This window comes from Bacteroides sp. HF-4919 (assembly GCF_018860125.1).
The window spans coordinates 436,043-457,118 of sequence record NZ_JAHKNF010000002.1 but is presented as its reverse complement, the minus strand read 5'-3'; the positions used below and the strand labels follow the sequence as shown (position 1 = coordinate 457,118).

The 21,076-nt window shown below is 44.7% G+C and carries 14 protein-coding genes; 10 read left to right on the top strand and 4 right to left on the bottom strand.

Going from position 1 to position 21,076, the window contains the following annotated elements:
• Positions 1-10: 10 nt before the first annotated feature.
• Positions 11-1,657: a glycoside hydrolase family 32 protein gene (locus KO473_RS06045; protein WP_005782940.1), complete on the bottom strand. Its 1,647-nt coding sequence runs from the start codon at positions 1,655-1,657 to the stop codon at positions 11-13.
• Positions 1,658-1,884: 227 nt separating this feature from the next.
• On the opposite strand from KO473_RS06045, the gene KO473_RS06040 reads away from it, so the two are divergent.
• Both KO473_RS06040 and KO473_RS06035 read left to right on the top strand, forming a co-directional pair.
• Positions 1,885-4,647, top strand: coding sequence for a TonB-dependent receptor (locus KO473_RS06040; protein WP_122130101.1), 2,763 nt, complete (start codon positions 1,885-1,887; stop codon positions 4,645-4,647).
• Between the two features lie 144 nt (positions 4,648-4,791).
• Positions 4,792-5,724 carry a metallophosphoesterase gene (locus tag KO473_RS06035; protein ID WP_122130102.1) on the top strand — a complete coding sequence of 311 codons (933 nt, stop codon included), beginning with the start codon at positions 4,792-4,794 and terminating at the stop codon, positions 5,722-5,724.
• A 739-nt stretch (positions 5,725-6,463) separates the two neighbouring features.
• Here KO473_RS06035 and KO473_RS06030 read toward each other — a convergent pair.
• On the bottom strand, positions 6,464-8,275 hold the full coding sequence (locus tag KO473_RS06030; protein ID WP_005822472.1) for a mechanosensitive ion channel family protein: 1,812 nt from the start codon (positions 8,273-8,275) through the stop codon (positions 6,464-6,466).
• A gap of 125 nt (positions 8,276-8,400) precedes the next feature.
• Between KO473_RS06030 and KO473_RS06025 the strand changes: the two genes are divergently transcribed.
• The 5 genes from KO473_RS06025 (at position 8,401) to KO473_RS06005 (ending at position 14,558) form a co-directional block, all read left to right on the top strand.
• Positions 8,401-9,363, top strand: coding sequence for a calcium/sodium antiporter (locus KO473_RS06025; protein ID WP_005782936.1), 963 nt, complete (start codon positions 8,401-8,403; stop codon positions 9,361-9,363).
• A gap of 88 nt (positions 9,364-9,451) precedes the next feature.
• Entirely contained in the window at positions 9,452-10,588 is a 1,137-nt protein-coding gene (locus tag KO473_RS06020) for a hypothetical protein (protein WP_032540912.1), read from the top strand.
• Between the two features lie 5 nt (positions 10,589-10,593).
• A complete protein-coding gene (locus KO473_RS06015; protein ID WP_005782933.1) occupies positions 10,594-12,465 on the top strand; it encodes a DNA topoisomerase IV subunit B in 1,872 nt (623 codons plus the stop codon).
• Positions 12,466-12,467: 2 nt separating this feature from the next.
• Positions 12,468-12,920, top strand: coding sequence for a pantetheine-phosphate adenylyltransferase (coaD, locus tag KO473_RS06010; RefSeq protein WP_005812543.1), 453 nt, complete (start codon positions 12,468-12,470; stop codon positions 12,918-12,920).
• Positions 12,921-12,935: 15 nt separating this feature from the next.
• Positions 12,936-14,558 carry a S41 family peptidase gene (locus tag KO473_RS06005; RefSeq protein WP_005822473.1) on the top strand — a complete coding sequence of 541 codons (1,623 nt, stop codon included), beginning with the start codon at positions 12,936-12,938 and terminating at the stop codon, positions 14,556-14,558.
• 82 nt (positions 14,559-14,640) lie between these two features.
• On the opposite strand, the gene KO473_RS06000 is transcribed toward KO473_RS06005, so the two are convergent.
• Entirely contained in the window at positions 14,641-15,264 is a 624-nt protein-coding gene (locus KO473_RS06000; RefSeq protein ID WP_005782927.1) for a phosphatase PAP2 family protein, read from the bottom strand.
• A gap of 115 nt (positions 15,265-15,379) precedes the next feature.
• Here KO473_RS06000 and KO473_RS05995 point away from each other — a divergent pair, with 115 nt between their 5' ends.
• Positions 15,380-16,255, top strand: coding sequence for a helix-turn-helix transcriptional regulator (locus KO473_RS05995; protein WP_122130103.1), 876 nt, complete (start codon positions 15,380-15,382; stop codon positions 16,253-16,255).
• Between the two features lie 687 nt (positions 16,256-16,942).
• On the opposite strand, the gene KO473_RS05990 is transcribed toward KO473_RS05995, so the two are convergent.
• Positions 16,943-17,983 (bottom strand): acyltransferase, encoded by a 1,041-nt coding sequence (locus tag KO473_RS05990; RefSeq protein ID WP_005782922.1) that lies wholly within the window; start codon positions 17,981-17,983, stop codon positions 16,943-16,945.
• Between the two features lie 399 nt (positions 17,984-18,382).
• Between KO473_RS05990 and KO473_RS05985 the strand changes: the two genes are divergently transcribed.
• Both KO473_RS05985 and KO473_RS05980 read left to right on the top strand, forming a co-directional pair.
• Positions 18,383-19,075 (top strand): succinate dehydrogenase/fumarate reductase cytochrome b subunit, encoded by a 693-nt coding sequence (locus tag KO473_RS05985; RefSeq protein WP_005782920.1) that lies wholly within the window; start codon positions 18,383-18,385, stop codon positions 19,073-19,075.
• 37 nt (positions 19,076-19,112) lie between these two features.
• On the top strand, positions 19,113-21,056 hold the full coding sequence (locus KO473_RS05980; protein ID WP_005782919.1) for a fumarate reductase/succinate dehydrogenase flavoprotein subunit: 1,944 nt from the start codon (positions 19,113-19,115) through the stop codon (positions 21,054-21,056).
• Positions 21,057-21,076: the final 20 nt, after the last annotated feature.

The following is a 21,076-nucleotide window of genomic DNA, read 5'->3' as shown; positions in this document are numbered from 1 at the left end:
AAAATGTTCGTTACCAGATGGATTTTACCGAGAACACTTCCAAGTTCTTGACTTCTATGTTGTTACCCCAGAAGTGAAGTCCTTCGCGATTTCCTTCACGCGGGCTTCGTTTCATCGAATACGAATAAGCTCCTCCGTCGATGAAGACTTCGATGGAGGTACGGTCGATGTATATGTCGGCTGTCAGTTCCATACTGGTGCGGTCGTCGGGTGAATAGAACACACCGTTTATCAGATTGGAGTTCATGTCATAATCCACCAGAGGCTGTCCGTAAAGATTCAGTCCGGCACTGGTGGCATGTGATAACTTGATGGTAGTCCGTATCCGCAAACAGTCTTTATCGGAAAATGATTGCAACCGCCCGTTGGCTGCATCAGAAGTAAGTGATGTCCAGTTTCCTACCGGCCGGAACAGTTGCTCTGCCTCCCTGACAGGAACACTAAACAAACGGACTCCCTTTGAAGTAGTACGAAGAGTCAGTTCATTGGGCAGCAGCATCATTCCGTTGAACGGCATGCCATCGTGTGAAATTCGTCCCCAGCCTATCTGGATGCGACGTCCGTCACTGGCAGGCAGGTTGCTATAGGTTTGGGCAGCATACATACTTCCTGTATAATAGTAGTACTTACCCGCCTCCGGAGTAAATGTCTGACCATCGAACGATCCCAGCATATAAGTACCCGAGGCTCCGTACATCACCCATTTCGTATGATTCTTATCTCCGTCAACCGGCAGCTCAAACAGTTCGGGACATTCCCAGAAACCGGTAACATGGCTCTTGTACTCCCAGTTCTTCAGGTCGGAAGAGTTGTAGATGGAGTGTCCGTCCCGCTCGTTGAGCACCATCACCCAATGTTTGCCGGGTGCGTACCAGAAAACTTTCGGATCACGTGTGTCTTTACTATTCCATTTTGCCTTTGAGTCTATCACCGGATTGCCTTCGTATTTGGTAAACGTACGTCCCCGGTCGAGACTGTAGGCAATGCACTGTCGCTGTTTCTCCGGATTATCCACTGTATAGGCGGCTACCAGTGCCGGCTCTCCCTTTTTATTAAATCCGGCGGTATTATCATAATCGATCACGGCCGAACCGGAAAAGATGGTTCCCAGTTCATCGGGGTGCAAAGCATCCGGCAGTTCCTCCCAATGTACCAGGTCACGGCTCACAGCATGTCCCCAGGTCATGTTCTCCCATTCTCGTTCGTAAGGATTATGCTGATAGAAAAGATGGTATTCGCCTTCATAGTAAACCAATCCGTTAGGATCGTTAATCCATCCGCGACGGGTAGTGAAGTGAAATTGCGGACGGTTCTTCTCTTTATACAGGCTGTCTTGCCCCGCAATCACATCGTCCTGATAGATCTTCTCCAATCCGGCAGACTCTCCTTCATAGCTGATCCGGAGTGTCTTGCCTTTCCAGGAAGAAACATCGCAAAATACCCAATAATCGGGTTTCCCGTCGGCCAGGCGAATCACGAAATTACGTTCCGGAGCCCCTTTCACCTCGAATGTCATTTTCTTCCGGTCCATTTGGTGGGACACGGGAAGGTTGATATACTTCTTCGTAATCTTCAGCGTAACATCGCCGGCAAATGAAGCAAACAGGTTACCGGCAAGCAGCGTTGCGGCAAGAAATAATTTTGTAGTCAAATGCATAGTTTTATTTTGTTAGTTAATAATGGAAAACCTGAGTGCAATTTTACGCATTTTTTCAGGGATAAGCTATCACTCAGCGTACAAAACGTATCACTCAAGTTACCCGAAAGAAGCTTTACGGTCATACAGATGTAACATCTTTGTCACCCAGCGTTCAAACAACTGTAAAAGTGACGAAACTTCCTCCCTCTACTTTTGCAACAAATTATTAACGCATACTAACAAATATGAAACGAATTCTGAAACTGGTATCATTCGTTCTTTTATTATCGAACATGGGCGGTCATCTCTACGCCGATGAAAAAGCAAACGTAGTAAAACAAGGTACGATCCGGGGACGTATCATCGACACATCCAAACAGACATTACCGGGGGCATCGATCTACATCGAGAATCTGAAAACAGGAGTAACGAGCGACGTAAACGGTTTTTATACCTTCGCCAATCTCAATCCGGGAACTTACACCGTAAAAGTAAGCTATGTGGGATATGCTCCCGTAGAAATGAAAATAACGATTCCCGAAGGCAAGACGCTCGAAAGAGATGTCATACTGAATGAAGGGGTCGAATTGCAGGAAATTGTAATAGGCGGTGCTTTTCAAGGCCAGCGCCGCGCCATCAACTCACAAAAGAACAGTCTGGGCATCAAGAATGTGGTTTCTGCCGATCAGGTAGGTAAGTTTCCGGACTCAAACATCGGAGATGCGCTGAAGCGTATCTCGGGTATCAACGTTCAATATGACCAGGGTGAAGCCCGTTTCGGACAGGTGCGCGGTACATCGGCAGACCTCAGTTCTGTCACGATCAACGGTAACCGCATCCCATCGGCAGAAGGTGATACACGTAACGTGCAGCTTGACCTGATTCCGGCAGATATGATTCAGACCATCGAAGTGAGCAAAGTGGTAACCTCGGACATGGATGGCGACGCCATCGGAGGATCGATCAATCTGGTCACCAAGAACTCTCCTTATAAACGTACGCTGACAGCCACAGCCGGTTCCGGCTACAACTGGATCAGCGAAAAGGCACAGCTGAACCTGGGATTGACTTATGGCGACCGCTTCTTTAATGATAAACTGGGGGTCATGCTATCGGCTTCGTATCAAAATGCCCCTTCGGGTTCGTACGATACGGAATTCCTCTGGGAGAAAGACGATAAAGGCAATGTATACATCAATGACTATCAGATACGCCAGTATTATGTGACCCGCGAACGCCAGAGCTATTCGGCAGCCCTGGATTGGGACATCAACGAAAACCATAAACTGATGTTCAAAGGTATTTTCAATAACCGGAACGACTGGGAAAACCGGTACCGCACTACTCTTAAAGATCTGGACGAAGAAGGCAAAGCAACCGTACGCGTACAGACTAAAGCCGGCACACCCGACAATCGGAATGCCCGTCTGGAACGCCAGCGCACAATGGACTTCACATTGGGCGGGGAGCATCTGTTCGGACCGCTATCTATGGACTGGAACGCCAGTTATGCCCAAGCAACCGAGGAGCGTCCGAACGAGCGTTACATCGACTTTCAGCTCAAGAAGCAACAATTCGATATGGATCTGAGTAACGAACGCGAACCATTGGCTACTCCGAAGCCCGGCTCTACGATGACGCTGAACAAGGATTCCGGCCTGAAAGAACTTACCGAACAACAACAAGACATCAAAGAAGAAGATCTGAAATTCTCTATGAACTTCAAGCTTCCGTTCCAAAACGGAAACAAACTGAAGTTTGGAGCCAAAGTAGTGCGCAAAACCAAAGACAAGGAGGTGGATTTCTATGAATATACCCCGAAAGATGAAGATGCATTTATGACCCACAGCCTGCAAAATACGGTAGATCAAACTAACAAAAACTTCATGCCGAGTAACAAATACAAGGCAGGTGTTTATGCCAGCAAAGAATATGCAGGCTCACTGGATCTGAACAATCCTTCCTTATTTGACAAAGAACAGGTACAGGAAGAACTGGCAGGCAACTTCGAAGCACGCGAGACTGTAAGCTCGGGATACATCCGCTTCGACCAGAAACTCACCGACAACGTGGAGCTGATGACAGGACTACGCATTGAGAATACCAGCCTCAGCTATACCGGACGGACGTATGACGACGAAACAGACCAAACCTCAAAGACTGCCCGAGAAACAAACAGTTATATCAACTTCCTTCCGTCACTCCTTATGAAGTGGAGCATAAATGAAGAATTCAAGGTACGCGGTTCGTTTACCCAGACGCTGTCGCGCCCGAAGTATTCCGCCCTGGTGCCCAGCGTCAACATTAAACGTTCGGATAACGAAGTGACAGTGGGTAATCCCGGCTTGAAACCGACTCTTTCTTATAACTTCGACCTGAGCGCGGATTATTACTTCAAGAGTATCGGCCTGGTCAGCGCAGGAGTATTCTACAAGAAGATAGACGACTTCATTGTCAACCAGGTGGCTACGAACTACGAATACAACGGCAACCTATACAACCGCTTTATCCAACCCAAGAATGCAGGCAATGCCAATCTGATAGGTATGGAACTCTCTTACCAGCGTGATTTCGGATTTATCGCTCCTGCCCTGAAATGTGTCGGCTTCTATGGCACGTATACTTTCACTCACTCCCGTGTAGAAGACTTCAACTTCGAAGGACGCGAGAACGAAAAGGACCTGAGCCTGCCGGGCTCTCCGAAGCATACCGCCAACGCATCACTTTATTTTGAGAAAAGCGGGCTGAATCTCCGCCTGAGTTATAACTTTGCCTCCGCCTTTATTGACGAGATGGGTGAAGACGCCTTTCACGACCGCTATTATGACCGTGTGAGCTATCTGGACGTAAACGCCAGTTACACTTTTGCAAAACACTACACCCTCTATGCCGAAGCAAACAACCTGCTGAATCAGCCGCTCCGCTATTATCAGGGGACAAAAGACCGTACGATGCAGGCGGAATATTATGGCGTAAAGATTAATGCCGGGTTTAAGATCAACTTCTAACCGGCTATCAGAGGAGGTTGAATCAACGGTGCACCGCTGATTAAAAAACGGTGCACCGTGGGTCTGAGATTAAAACCGTCTTCTCGCATCACTGATGAAAAAACGTATTCAATTCATTAATAATCAATATAAAAAACCATATTTATGAAATTAAAGAACTTACTGACACTTCTATTTATCTTCATCGGGGCGATAGCCTCAGCCCAGATCAGGGACTACTCTATATTCGACAAGAAGTTTAACTTCTATATTGCCAACGATCTGGGACGTAACGGCTACTACGACCAGAAACCAATCGCCGAATTAATGGGAACTATGGGCGAGGAAATAGGCCCTGAATTTGTACTGGCTCCCGGAGACGTCCATCACTTCGAAGGAGTACGCAGCGTGGACGACCCGCTTTGGATGACCAACTTTGAGCTGATCTACAGTCATCCGGAGCTGATGATCGACTGGTATCCTGTGTTGGGAAACCACGAATACCGGGGTAATACCCAGGCTGTACTGGACTACAGCCGGGTGAGCCGCCGCTGGACCATGCCTGCACGTTATTACACCAAGACGTTTGAAGAAAAAAGTGCCACCATCCGCATTGTCTGGATAGATACCGCTCCCCTGATCGACAAATACCGCAACGAAACCGAAACTTATCCCGATGCCTGCCGGCAGGATATGAACGGACAACTGGCTTGGCTGGATTCTGTGCTGACTGCAGCCAAAGAGGACTGGGTAATCGTTGCCGGCCATCATCCTATCTATGCCGAAACACCGAAAGACCAGAGTGAACGCGGTGATTTGCAAAAACGGCTCGACCCTATCTTGAGGAAGCATAAGGTAGATATGTACATCTGCGGACACATTCACAACTTCCAGCATATCCGTGTACCGGGCAGTGATACCGACTATATCGTAAACTCTGCCGGATCGCTGGCGCGTAAGGTGAAACCGGTTGAAGGTACTCAATTCTGTAGTCCCGAACCGGGCTTTTCTGTATGTTCTGCCGATAAAAAGGAATTGAACTTACGTATGATCGATAAAAAAGGGAATATACTCTATACAGTGACCCGAAAGAAATAAATCACTCTCTCTTGAAAAATACACAACTTTCAAAGAGCCGGCTTCTTCGCGACGAAAGAGCCGGCTCTGTTTTATGGGACACAGGAGCCAATTACGCAAACTGACACTGAGTTTTAATCTTTAGGAATATATAAGATAGAATCAGTCTCTATATCCTCTATAGTAAATCAGAACCTGAAAGCTCTGTAGTACTCCTGCTTCTTCACTCTGCAATGAATCGGAGAACCAACTCTCTGAGAGGTTCTATTTGTCAACATTCAAAAACAAATCAACAACCTATAAAACGTATTCTATAATTACCAAAATCGATTTAAGGGCGTTTACCCTCCGAAAAATTGAGATCACGACGACGATTTTTTGTCATCGAGACGATGTTTTGTTGAGATCGTGACGACGGTATATCGCCCTCTGGACGACGATTTTCAAATTTCCAGATTTTGTATAAAAAGAAAACCGCTACGGATAGCGGTTTCTAATGGTGTTATGTCTTGATTTTTACTTATCTTGATTTCTGCCTTTTTTTAGAGGATCTATCCAGATACTGACCAAGCGGGCGGGATTCTTCTTTTTAATTTCCGTAAAGATAGGAACAATCGTTTGAGAAAGCAAAAAAACAGGACGAAAACTTATTTCTTACGATAAAAGACATAGAGTGTGCCATAAAGTATTTATTCTTAATTAACCGGCAACTTAACCGTTTGGGATCCTCCGTGGTGTGAGTTTTTGACTCATCCGCTTACTACTGTTTATCGGTTTTAGGTCTCAGATCATCTTTCGGAATGGTAGACTCGTTGCCGTCACGCATAGCCATATAGTGAGGTGACATGATTTCGACGCCCGCTTCATTAAAACGATCCTGAATGTTCTGATGCAGATCCGAATAAATTTGCGCCAGCTTATCCGCCTCGCGAATATAAGCATTGATCTGATAAACCGGATACCAGTCGCTTAATGACGTTTCAAGTACAAACGGACGAGGATCATCAATCACTCCGGGAGTATTCAAGGCGGCTTCTATCAGCAACTGGTGCACCTGACGCCAGGGAGCATCGTAACCAATGGTCACCTCAGAGTGAATAATCAATCCGTATTCGCGCGCCGAAGAGCTATAGTTCACCGTATGAGACGACATGATAAACGAGTTGGGGATTGTCACCACTTCATTCTTCGGTGTCCTGATCCTGGTCACCAAAGGTGTTTTCTCTATCACGTTTCCGGTAGTATCATTCAGCTGGATGCGGTCCCCTAACTTGAAAGGACGCATATAGGTAATGACGAGTCCCGCAATGATATTACCAATCACCGTACTGGACCCCAACGAAACGATCAATCCGACGAAGACCGATATTCCCTGAAACACCCCGCTTCTGGATCCCGGCAAATAAGGATAAATCATCGCAATCATAAATGCATAAAGCAAAAAGCGGATAATATGGAAAGTAGGCATTGCCCAGTCGGGATAAAAACCGCCGAACTTAAGCCGCCCGGCTTCAATCTCACGGGACAGATAGTGGACAAAACGCACCAGATATTTAATAGCATACCAGATAATAAAGATGGTGAACAGATTGGGAATATAATCGACGATGCCTACCAAAATATCCTTCACCGGATTCCAGATATACGAAAAGATCGTGTCGGCCAACCCCTTGGTCTGCGGAAAAATAACAAATAGAAGCGGAACAGTAATCAACAACTGGAGAAACACCAGCACGTAACGCAACAGGTTGGAAAGGAAGATCAGCAAATTAACCTGCCGTTGTGTGTCCAGCAGTTCATAGTCCTGAATGGAAATGGGTTTCAACTTTGTGTCCTTCAGCTTCTGGATACGTACTTTCAGCTTACGGAAAAGCCAGGTAGTAAGCCGGAACAAGAGATATTGCCCCACCAATACTAAAACGAAATAGAGAATCCGTTTACCCAATTGCCAGAAGCTGTGTTCCTCTTTCAGTTCCTTCAGCTTCTTCACCACCACGATACGCTTATCTGCCGCCAGTTGCTCACGGGAACGTCCTTCCCACAACCCGTCCTGGTCGGTAAACGAAGCAATGACCTTATTGCCATACATCAAATCGGACACTATATCACTGCTCTCTATATATACCGAATCGGGATGCAGCGTAAACCGTCTACCCAATTGGGTAATGGCCGCGTCAATCATTTCAGCCCTCTGCAACGGAGTATATCCTCCACGTTTGGTGTAGAGATAAAACAACGTATCACCCTCAACCACCACCGGTACGCCCGGAGTGAACTGACGGAGCGAGTCGATGCGTGCTTTCTGCTGTGCCAGCTTCACAGAATCGGCAGCAAAGGCCTTCAACCTCAACTGCTCCATTTCCATACGCATATTGGCTTCATTCAGACGTGCCTCTTCCAACTCCCTTTTCATATTTGCCATCCGTATGGAATCCGAATCATTCCGGACCGTGGTATGGGTAACGGCACTGTCGCCGGTCAGTATCTCCCGGACCGCTTTCCCTAACTGGGCAAACATACTGTTGGCCACTAACAGAAACAACAAAAGGCTGAATAATCTGTTCTTCTTCATATCAAAAACTCATATAGTCATTGTCACTAAAATGGATAAACGTGCCAAACATACAGATTGTTTTTGACATAGCATAGAGTGAAATCACTATATTTGCACCCGAATCAGTAATTTAAGGTATCAACATGGATATATTACTACTTATCGGAGGATTACTCCTTATTTTAGTGGGCGCCAACTGCCTGACGGATGGAGCTGCGTCCGTAGCCAAACGTTTCCATATTCCTTCCATTGTGATCGGACTGACCATTGTAGCTTTCGGGACATCGGCACCGGAACTGACGGTAAGTGTATCATCCGCCTTGAAAGGCAGTGCGGACATCGCTGTCGGCAACGTTGTGGGAAGCAACATTTTCAATACCCTGATGATCGTGGGTTGCACAGCCCTCTTCGCTCCCATTGTAATCACCCGGAACACCTTGAGAAAAGAAATTCCCTTGTGTATTCTTTCTTCCATTGTTCTGCTGATATGTGCCAACGATGTCTTTCTGGACAAAGCTCCCCGTAATACATTAAGTATTTCAGACGGATTGATTCTGCTCTGCTTCTTCACTATCTTTCTGGGCTACACATTTGCCATAGCTTCTCGTAATACGAACGACGCCCAGCCACCGGAAGAAGAAATCAAAAGTCTCCCGATGTGGAAATCCGTACTTTTTATTCTGGGCGGATTAGGCGGACTTATCTTCGGAGGACAGTGGTTTGTAGAAGGAGCAAGTAACATCGCCCGTAATCTGGGTGTCAGCGAATCCGTTATCGGACTCACACTCGTAGCCGGAGGCACTTCCCTGCCCGAACTGGCTACCTCCATTGTGGCTGCCTTGAAAAAGAATCCCGAAATAGCCATCGGCAACGTCATAGGCAGCAATCTGTTCAATATCTTCTTTGTGTTGGGGTGCAGTGCCTCCATCACCCCCTTACAGTTGGCAGGCATCAATAATTTCGATCTTTTCACGTTGGTCGGATCAGGCATCCTGCTCTGGTTTTTCGGATTATTCTTCGCCAAACGCACCATCACACGGATCGAAGGAAGCATTCTGGTCTTGTGCTATATAGCCTATACAACCTATCTTATCTATCAGATCTGAAAACATTGAGGCACACAGTTTTTAGTTTCTGTACGTGGTAATTTAAAGATTATCACGTATCTTTGCTGCCTCATCATAAATACAAGTTATGGCCATTACAATTAAAAAGGTATCGACGAAAAGAGAACTTAAGAAATTCATTCGTTTTAATTACGAATTATACAAAGAGAATCCCTATTCCGTACCTGACCTCTACGACGACATGCTGAACACATTCAATAAGAAGAAAAACGCGGCTTTCGAATTTTGTGAAGCCGAATACTTTCTGGCTTATAAAGACGGGAAAATCGTAGGGCGCATCGCAGGTATCATCAACCACCGTGCCAATGCCACCTGGAACAAGAAAGATGTCCGTTTCGGTTGGATCGATTTCATCGACGACCTCGAAGTATCTTCGAAACTCTTGCAAACCGTAGAAGAATGGGGCAAGTCCAAAGGAATGGAAAATATTCAGGGTCCCCTCGGATTTACCGATTTCGACGCAGAAGGCATGCTGATCGAAGGGTTCGACCAACTCAGCACCATGGCCACGATCTATAACTATCCCTACTATCCGCAACATATGGAGAAACTGGGATTCGACAAAGACGCCGATTGGGTGGAATATAAAATCTTCATTCCCGATGCCATTCCCGAAAAACATCAGCGCATATCCGATCTTATCCAACGTAAATATAACCTCAAGGTAAAGAAATACACTTCATCCAGAAAGATCGCAGCCGATTACGGACAAGCCATCTTCGAATTGATGAACGAAGCTTACAGCCCGCTGTATGGCTACTCTCCCCTCTCCCAACGCCAGATTGACCAATACGTAAAAATGTATCTCCCGATTGTCGACCTGCGGATGGTGACCCTGATTACCGATGCGGAAGACAAACTGATCGCCGTAGGAATTTCAATGCCTTCACTTTCAGAAGCATTGCAGAAATCACACGGACGATTACTCCCCCTCGGATGGTATTATCTGCTGAAGGCATTATTTATGAAACGACGGGCCAAAATGCTTGACTTGCTGCTTGTAGCCGTAAAACCGGAGTACCAGAACAAAGGTGTTAACGCTTTGTTATTTTCCGATTTAATTCCGGTTTATCAAAAATTAGGTTTTATCTTTGCAGAAAGCAACCCCGAACTGGAAATGAACGGAAAAGTTCAGGCACAATGGGAATACTTTAAAACCGAACAACATAAACGACGTCGTGCGTTTACTAAGAAGATAGACTAAAAACAATGGAAGAGAACGAACTGATACCTGTAGACAACAACCCTGTAGAATATACAGACGACAACATCCGCCACCTGAGCGACATGGAACATGTGCGCACCCGTCCGGGTATGTACATCGGTAAGCTGGGCGACGGTTCGCATCCCGAAGACGGAATTTATGTCCTTCTGAAAGAAGTTATTGACAACAGTATCGACGAGTTCAAAATGCAATCCGGCAAGAAGATTGAAATCAGAATTGAAGAGAATCTTCGTGTCAGCGTACGCGACTACGGCCGTGGTATCCCACAGGGAAAACTGGTAGAAGCAGTCAGTGTGCTGAACACCGGTGGTAAGTATGACAGCAAAGCATTCAAGAAGAGTGTCGGACTGAACGGTGTCGGCGTGAAAGCTGTCAATGCCTTGAGCTCAAACTTCGAAGTACGTAGTTACCGGGATGGTAAAGTGCGCTGCGCCACCTTTACCAAAGGTGAGTTGATAACAGATCACACCGAGGATACCGAGGAAGAAAACGGTACTTACATCTTCTTCGAACCCGATAATACTTTATTTCTGAATTATACTTTCCGTCCCGAATTTATCGAGACGATGCTCCGCAATTATACCTACCTGAACACCGGGTTGGCCATTATCTATAACGGGCAGCGGATTCTTTCGCGTAACGGTCTGGTCGATTTGCTGAATGATAATATGACAGCTACCGGACTCTACCCCATCGTCCACCTCAAGGGAGAGGATATCGAAATCGCTTTTACCCATACAGGACAATATGGCGAAGAGTACTATTCATTCGTCAATGGACAGCACACCACTCAGGGAGGTACCCATCAAAGTGCGTTCAAAGAACACATTGCCCGCACTATCAAGGAATTCTATAATAAGAACCAGGACTATACCGACATCCGTAACGGATTGGTAGCCGCCATTGCTGTCAATGTGGAAGAACCCATGTTCGAGAGTCAGACTAAAATTAAACTCGGCTCTACCAACATGTCGCCGGGTGGCGTTACTGTAAACAAGTTCGTTGGCGACTTTGTAAAACAAGAGGTAGACAATTTCCTCCACAAGCATGCAGATGTAGCCGAAATCATGTTACAAAAGATACAGGATTCGGAAAAAGAACGCAAGGCTATTGCCGGAGTTACGAAACTGGCACGTGAACGTGCTAAGAAAGCCAATCTGCACAACCGGAAACTGCGTGATTGCCGTATCCACCTGAACGATGTGAAAGGCAAAGGGCTGGAAGAGGAATCGTGCATCTTCATCACCGAGGGTGACTCGGCAAGCGGTTCCATCACCAAAAGCCGGGATGTAAACACACAAGCTGTATTCAGCCTCCGTGGTAAACCACTCAATTCTTTCGGCCTGACCAAGAAAGTGGTTTACGAAAACGAAGAATTCAATCTGCTGCAGGCCGCATTGAACATAGAAGACGGCATAGAGGGATTGCGTTATAATAAAGTGATTGTAGCGACCGATGCCGATGTGGACGGTATGCACATCCGCTTGCTGCTGATCACTTTCTTCCTCCAGTTCTTCCCCGATCTGATCAAGAAAGGACATGTATACATCCTTCAGACCCCTCTTTTCCGCGTACGCAACAAAAAGAAAACACTCTATTGCTATACCGAAGAAGAGCGGGTGAATGCCATCAAAGAACTTAGCCCGAATCCGGAAATCACCCGGTTTAAAGGTCTGGGAGAAATCTCGCCCGACGAATTCAAACACTTTATCGGTAAAGACATGCGTCTTGAACAAGTGTCACTGCGCAAAACAGACACGGTAAAAGAACTGCTTGAATTCTACATGGGTAAGAATACAATGGAACGGCAAAACTTTATTATTGACAATCTGGTTATAGAAGAAGATATCGCATAGACATGAGAAGAGCCATCTTTCCGGGAACGTTCGACCCGTTTACTATCGGACACTATTCTGTTGTACAACGAACCCTGACATTTATGGATGAAGTTGTCATCGGTATCGGTATCAACGAAAATAAAAATACGTATTTTCCGATAGAGAAACGTGTGGAAATGATTCGTAAGTTTTATAAAGACGAACCCCGGATCAGGGTTGAATCTTACGATTGCCTGACTATTGATTTTGCCCGTCAGGTAGATGCCCGATTTATCGTCCGTGGCATCCGTACCGTGAAAGATTTCGAATACGAAGAAACCATTGCCGATATCAATCGGAAACTGGCAGGAATCGAAACCATTCTGCTGTTTACCGAACCGGAACTCACTTGTGTCAGTTCTACCATTGTACGCGAACTGCTGGGCTATAATAAAGATATCAGTATGTTTATTCCCGAAGGGATGGAAATGTAATAAATCCATGTGATCATGAAAAAAATAATATACCTGCTTATCGGCTTGTGTTCCGTTTTAGGATTACAGGCACAAAACTTCGGCTCACCTGCCATGCGAAAATTGCAACTGGCAGAGTTCGCCATCTCTAATTTATATGTAGATACGGTCAATGAAAACAAACTCGTTGAATCGGCCATTATCGAAATGCTGGCACAACTCGATCCTCATTCCACCTATTCGGATGCCGAAGAGGTTAAGAAAATGAACGAACCTCTCCAAGGTAACTTTGAAGGAATAGGGGTACAATTCCAGATGATTGAAGATACGCTACTCATTGTACAACCGGTGAGCAATGGCCCTTCCGAAAAAGTGGGTATTCTGGCAGGAGACCGCATCATCGCAGTTAACGATACTGCCATCGCAGGAGTCAAAATGAGCACAGAGGAAATCATGGGACGTCTGCGGGGCCCCAAAGACTCGAAAGTAAATCTGACCATTATCCGAAGAGGTGTGAAAGAACCACTTTTATTCAACGTAAAAAGGGATAAAATCCCCATCCTCAGTCTGGACGCTGCTTATATGATCCAACCCAAAACGGGATACATCCGTATCAACCGTTTCGGAGCAACCACTGCAGAAGAGTTTCTGAAAGCCCTGAAAGAGTTACAGAAGAAAGGAATGAAAGACTTGATTTTAGACCTGCAAGGCAATGGAGGAGGTTACCTGAACGCTGCCATCGACCTGGCAAATGAGTTTTTGGGACAAAAAGAACTGATTGTTTACACGGAAGGACGTTCTGCGCAACGCAGTGAGTTCTTTGCCAAAGGTAACGGAAGCTTCCGTAACGGACGCTTGGTGGTATTGGTAGATGAATATTCGGCCTCGGCAAGCGAAATTGTAACAGGAGCCATTCAGGATTGGGACCGGGGTGTTGTAGTAGGACGCCGTTCTTTCGGAAAAGGATTGGTTCAACGCCCGATCGACCTGCCCGACGGCTCCATGATCCGCCTGACCATAGCCCGCTATTATACTCCTGCAGGGCGTTGCATACAGAAACCTTATGATAGCAACATCAACGAGAAGCCGGGAAAAGGAAAGAGCAGCGAAAGCAGTATCGATAAATACAATCAGGACCTTATCGACCGTTACAATCACGGCGAAATGGTAAGTGCAGACAGTATCCACTTCCCGGACTCACTAAAATGCCAGACTAAAAAGCTGGGACGCACCGTCTATGGCGGCGGAGGTATCATGCCTGATTATTTTGTTCCGGTTGACACGACTCTGTATACTGATTACCATCGTAACCTGGTAGCCAAAGGGGTAGTAATCAAAACGACTATGAACTTTATTGAAAATAACCGCAAGGCTTTATTGGATAAATATAAGACCTTTGAGAAATTCAATGAGAAGTTTGAAATAGACGACCAGATATTGAATTTCCTGAGAGAGGCTGCCGACAAAGAAAAGATAGAGTTCAACGAAGAGCAGTACAACAAGGCTTTACCACTGATTAAGGCCCAATTAAAAGCTCTGATAGCCCGTGACTTATGGGATATGAATGAATACTTTCAAGTAATGAATGCTACCAATAAGAGCGTGGAGCGGGCACTGGAAATCTTAAATGACAAAGAATACGAGAAGATATTGAAATAATGATTCTCTAACGGAGAGTTATGAACGGTGAATGATGATCAGTCTACGCTTTTGGCAGAGTGTCCATCATTCACCGTTTATGTTAATAATTTATAGTAACCTGCTTTTTCTCACCGAACAACCATTTATTGAGCCAGCGATTCACATAAATATTGGCTACTGCGCAACCGGCACCTATCACAGCTCCTGCCGCTACATCCGACGGGTAATGCACACCTTCGTTCATTCTTGAAAAGCCCACAGAACATGCCCAAAAGGCTGATGGAGCTATCACATACCACTTAGGATAACGGATACTCAAAGAAGTAGCCAACGAAAAGGCGGCTGCCGTATGCCCGGAAGGAAACGAAGGACTCGATTCATGGCTGCGCGCATTCACCCGATCCGGATAACGGTCATATGGCCGCTCACGGTCAAAAGCATATTTCATACCATATGTAATTACAACTGCCTCGGCTACACTCGTCCCAATATAAATAGCATCCTTCAATAACTCTTTATCTTTATCAATCCCTGCATATACAGCCATCGCCACCGGAACACCTACTGCGATATAAGGTGCCGATTTAGAAAAAGCCTTGCTATAATTCCTCGCAAACTTACCATCAAGACTGTTTATTTTATGTAACGTATTGATATCCCAGTTCTGAGCATACCCTCCCATCGAAGAAAGCACACAAAAACAAATAAGCACAAATTTCTTCATTTTTCTACTAATTTACTATTTTGCAGCAAAGATAGATTAAAAAGACAGAGTTTTCGCAAAAAAAACCTATCTTTGTTCCCCAAGTATTATTTACCCTGACACCTAACTTTAATTCATGACCAGAGAAACTCAATGTAATAGACAGACAGATTGTGCGCAATGTCCCAAAGCTACAGAAGGCATACTTGTTCACCGGACGTTTCCAAAAGGGCAACATTTTCCGGCCGACAAATGCATACAAAATTGTATCCTGTTTATACTACAAGGAGAGTTACTGGTCAATAGTGAAGAGTATCCCGGCACAGCATTACGCGAAGGACAATTCATCCTCCAGTCCATCGGCTCCAAATTAGAATTACTGGCACTGACAGATGTAAATTATGTAGTGTACTGGTTCAACGAACCACCTTTGATCTGTGAGCAACATTATCAGGAAATCCTGCAACAATCAGAATCACCCTTAACTTATACGCCTTTGGTAATGACCCAACGTATTACCAATTTCATGAAAGATATTTGTGATTACCTGAGTGAACAGATTCCTTGCGGTGCGTTTATCGATCTCAAATGTCAGGAACTTATGTATCTGATTACCTGCTATTACCCGTCACCCCAATTAAGTAGATTCTTTTATCCCATCAGCAGTTACACAGAAAGTTTCCAATATTTCGTCATGCAAAATTACGAAAAAGTGAAAAACGTGGAAGAGTTCGCACACTTGGGAGGCTATACAACTACTACCTTCCGCCGCTTATTTAAGAATATGTATGGAGTGCCGGTATACGAATGGATTCTGAGCAAGAAAAGAGAAGGTATCCTGGAAGATCTCCAGCACACCAAACAACGCATCACTGAAATCAGCAATCGTTATGGTTTCGATTCCTTATCACATTTTGCACATTTCTGCAAAGCTTCTTTTGGAGACTCCCCGCGTGCCCTTCGTACACGTGCAGCCAAAGGTGAAAAAATTACTACTCTAAAAACAGAATAGAAACCGCCCTTTGCCTGGCAAAAGAGAAACGGTCCGCTATTTGGCATCCATAGTAAGCAGACCTTCTGTTCCAATACCCTCCATTATATACCAGGACGATAACCATTACCACAAAACTTTATAAACATCCACTTCCTTGATGAAGCTTTTATTGGTGAGTTATTCCGGTTCTTCTTCAAATTTGGTGGTAAATTCTTTATTTCTTTATTTTCAAGTTGATAATTGTCCTTTTTGCTTGCTTTAATAAGAAAAACCAGACACCGGCTGAATAAGATAACTCAAGTTTCAGAAGTGAATTTGCGCCGTCCGGACCGGTATCTTCATCCTTATACCTTTCTTCAATTAACATTGTTAACGCCTTTTGCAGTTCGTCAGGTTCTTATGCGCAAATAATAAGGCTTTTGCATTTAAAGAACTTGTTATTCACATCCAAAGAACAAGCTTTAACTCTGTGTTAAAACAAAGCTTTTGAGGATAGAAATCTTACTTTTTAAAGATATTGATTTTCAGATGGTTTATTCTAAAATTCGCTTCTTCACCTCATGGATGGACTCTTCGGGGGAAAGCCGGGATACTTGCTTTTTTGTCAACTATAAACGAGAGCTTACACTTCCGAAAACGGAATTAGATTCCATGAGTAAAAGAAAACTTACCACCAAATTTGGAGAAGAACCCTTATTCCACGAATTATTTATTTAACAGTGCTCTAATTCGCCTATTCATCGGCTTCTCAAAATAATAGTAAGAGAGCAGGCTTAACGAGACGATGACACAAAATAGAATCGGAATGGAAACGTACCAGACTATATGAAAGTTATTTTCTTTCTGCCACTCCGCATAAGATAACAAAACAAAAAGATGAATCAGGTAAAAGCTAAAGCTAATCTCTCCCCCAATCACTAAAATACGATTGGACAAAAGACGTGAGACCCAACCCTTTTGCAGAGAGAAACTGATCAGGATGAACGCGATCGGCAGCCAATAGTAACAGGAATACCGATATACTTTTGGAACTTCAGCAGCATATAGATAGAATACCAAAAATAAGACGATCGATATTATTTCAATAATACTTCCTTGGAAAGATGTGATGTTTTTATTTTTCAAACGGTCGTACAGTTGAAACAACAACATGCCGACTATAAAATCCGGAAATCGAGCAATCGGATTAACGTACCAATATCCTTTTATATCACTTTCCGGAGTAAAATACATACCGACAATAACCAATATCGCGGAGATTAAGAAAACACAGAACAAACCCTTATAGTTTTTTGCCATCGGCACCAGAAATGGAAAACAGAAGTAAAAAAGCTGCTCGCAACATAAGCTCCACGAAGGACTGTTAAATGAAAAAAAGTAATCAGCTTTAGGTATATAGGCATTTGTTAATGTGAGTGAAGCCAAAAAATGCTTGCTCCAATCCGTAAATCCCGATGCAATTACATAGCCTCCTAAAGCGGCAGCAATCAATAAAGTCAGGACATGCAAAGGATAAATACGGGCTATGCGCGCTACCCAGAAAGATCGTTTGGTCATTTTGCTTTCACTTAGTTTCTTTTGATAATTGTATGCTATAATAAAACCGCTTAGTACGAAAAAGAAACTAACACCGACAAAACCTTCTTTAAAAAAATGAAGATCGAAAAAGTCGTCTATTACATAACAATGTGCTCCAAAAACCATTAAAGCAAATATAAGTCGCAAAGAGGTGAGTGTGTTTATCATAAATCTGGTATTGCCTGTTTCTTTTGATCATTCCTTCTCTGGGATGCAAAATTAAGAAAAGAACAGTTCGAATATGCACTAAACAACTTCTTTTTATACAGATCAAGGTTAACTTCTTAAGAACAAATAATTTACTCTTCTAACAGATTCACAATAAATCACTTATAAACACAACCGACAATCCTTTGCCAGGTTTCCTCATGGAGTGCTTTCAGTCAATCAGTTACTATTTTACCGGCCCTATTTATCCTGTTCTCTCCAGGCACTTCAGATTAAAGAATTATTTCTTTAATTCTTTGGTTAATCAATGTATTTCGTGTACTTTTGCACAATGAGAAAGAAGGCTCGTAAAACAGAAATTATAGTTCTAACAATTAAATAATTTAAAATCAATCATTTATGTGGTTAAGTAATTCATCTGTAGGAAGGAAAGTGGTGATGAGCGTTACCGGTATCGCCCTTGTCCTGTTTCTAACGTTTCACATGGCGATGAACCTTGTTGCGATCATCTCGGCTGAGGGTTACAACCTGGTTTGTGAGTTCCTGGGAGCAAACTGGTATGCGTTGGTAGCTACGCTGGGCCTGGCTGCCCTCTTCGTGATTCACATTATCTACGCTTTCTGGCTGACAATCCAGAATCGCGCAGCACGTGGTAGCGAACGTTACGCCGTAGTTGACAAACCCAAAACCGTAGAATGGGCATCACAGAACATGCTGGTGCTGGGTATCATCGTTATCTTAGGTTTGGGCCTTCACCTCTTTAATTTCTGGGCTAAAATGCAGTTACCGGAATTGATACACAACATGGGAGGAGTAGCAGACACAACTTATGCTGCCGATGGTGTTTATCACATCATGAACACTTTTTCTAACCCCGTATACGTAGTGCTGTACCTCGTTTGGCTGGGCGCCCTTTGGTTCCACCTGACTCATGGTTTCTGGAGCTCTATGCAATCTCTGGGCTGGAACAACAAGATTTGGATCAACCGCTGGAAATGCATCTCCAACATCTATTCAACCATCGTTGTTGTATGCTTTGCTCTGGTAGTAGTCGTATTCTTCGTTAAATCGTTGGCATGCGGTGCTTGCTAAATTGTAAATTGTAAATGATTAAATTGTAAATAGCATTATGACTAAGATAGATTCAAAAATTCCTGAAGGCCAGCTCGCCGAAAAATGGAGTAACTATAAAGCTCATCAAAAACTTGTTAACCCTGCCAACAAACGTCGCCTTGACATCATCGTTGTAGGTACCGGACTTGCCGGGGCATCTGCCGCCGCTTCTCTGGGCGAAATGGGTTTCAGAGTATTCAATTTCTGTATTCAGGATTCACCCCGTCGTGCTCACTCCATCGCAGCACAGGGTGGTATCAACGCAGCTAAAAATTACCAGAATGATGGTGACTCGGTTTACCGTCTTTTCTACGATACAATCAAAGGTGGTGACTACCGCGCACGTGAAGCCAACGTTTACCGTCTGGCCGAGGTATCAAACGCTATCATCGACCAATGTGTAGCTCAAGGTGTACCTTTCGCACGCGATTACGGTGGCACACTCGATAACCGTTCATTCGGTGGTGCACAGGTATCCCGTACGTTCTACGCCCGTGGCCAGACCGGACAGCAGCTATTGCTGGGCGCTTATTCAGCATTGAGCCGTCAGGTACAAAAAGGTACTGTTAAACTTTACACTCGTTACGAAATGCTCGACCTCGTCGTTATCGAAGGACGTGCACGCGGTATCATTGCCCGCAACCTCGTAACCGGTGAAATCGAACGTTTCGCCGCTCATGCTGTAGTTATCGGCACAGGTGGTTACGGAAACGCTTTCTTCCTTTCTACAAACGCTATGGGTTCCAACGGTTCTGTTGCCATCCAATGCTACAAAAAAGGTGCTTACTTTGCTAATCCTTGTTTTGCCCAAATTCACCCGACCTGTATCCCGGTACACGGTGACAAGCAGTCTAAGCTGACATTGATGTCAGAGTCACTTCGTAACGACGGTCGTATCTGGGTTCCAAAGAAGATTGAAGATGCCAAAGCATTGCAGGCAGGAACTAAAAAGCCGACTGAAATTCCTGATGAAGACCGTGACTTCTATCTAGAACGCCGTTACCCCGCATTTGGTAACCTTGTTCCCCGTGACGTAGCTTCACGTGCTGCCAAAGAACGTTGTGACGCAGGTTTTGGTGTCAACAACACCGGTTTGGCCGTATTCCTTGATTTCAAATATGCCATCGATCGTCTGGGTGAAGATGTAGTTCGCGCCCGTTATGGTAACCTCTTCGACATGTACGAAGAGATCACTGACGAGAACCCGTACAAGACTCCGATGATGATATTCCCTGCTATCCACTATACAATGGGTGGTATCTGGGTTGACTATGAATTGATGACCTCTATCCCGGGCCTGTTCGCTATTGGTGAAGCTAACTTCTCTGACCACGGTGCCAACCGTCTGGGTGCATCTGCATTGATGCAAGGTCTGGCTGACGGATATTTCGTATTGCCTTATACTATCCAGAACTATCTGGCCGACCAGATTCAGGTACCACGTTTCTCTACAGACCTGCCCGAATTTGCGGCAGCAGAGAAAGAAGTGAAAGATAAAATCCAGAAGATTAAAGCTGTAAACGGAAAACATTCTGTTGACTCAATCCACAAGAAACTGGGTCACATTATGTGGGACTTCGTAGGTATGGCTCGTACTAAAGAATCTCTGCAGAAAGCTCTGACAGGTATTCAGGAAGTGAAAAAAGACTTCTGGACCAACGTTCGCATCCCGGGTGAAGTAAACGAACTGAACGTAGAACTTGAAAAAGCCCTCCGCCTGATCGACTTCATTGAAGTAGGTATGTTGATGGCTCGTGACGGTCTGAACCGTGAAGAATCTTGCGGTGGACACTTCCGTACAGAATATCAGACTCCGGAAGGCGAAGCATTGCGCGACGATAAGAACTTCTCTTACGTAGCATGCTGGAAATACACCGGTGAAGATTCAGAACCGGAATTGATCAAAGAAGACTTGAACTATCAATTCGTGAAAGTTCAGACTCGTAACTACAAGTCATAATTCGGTTAATCAATTAAAGG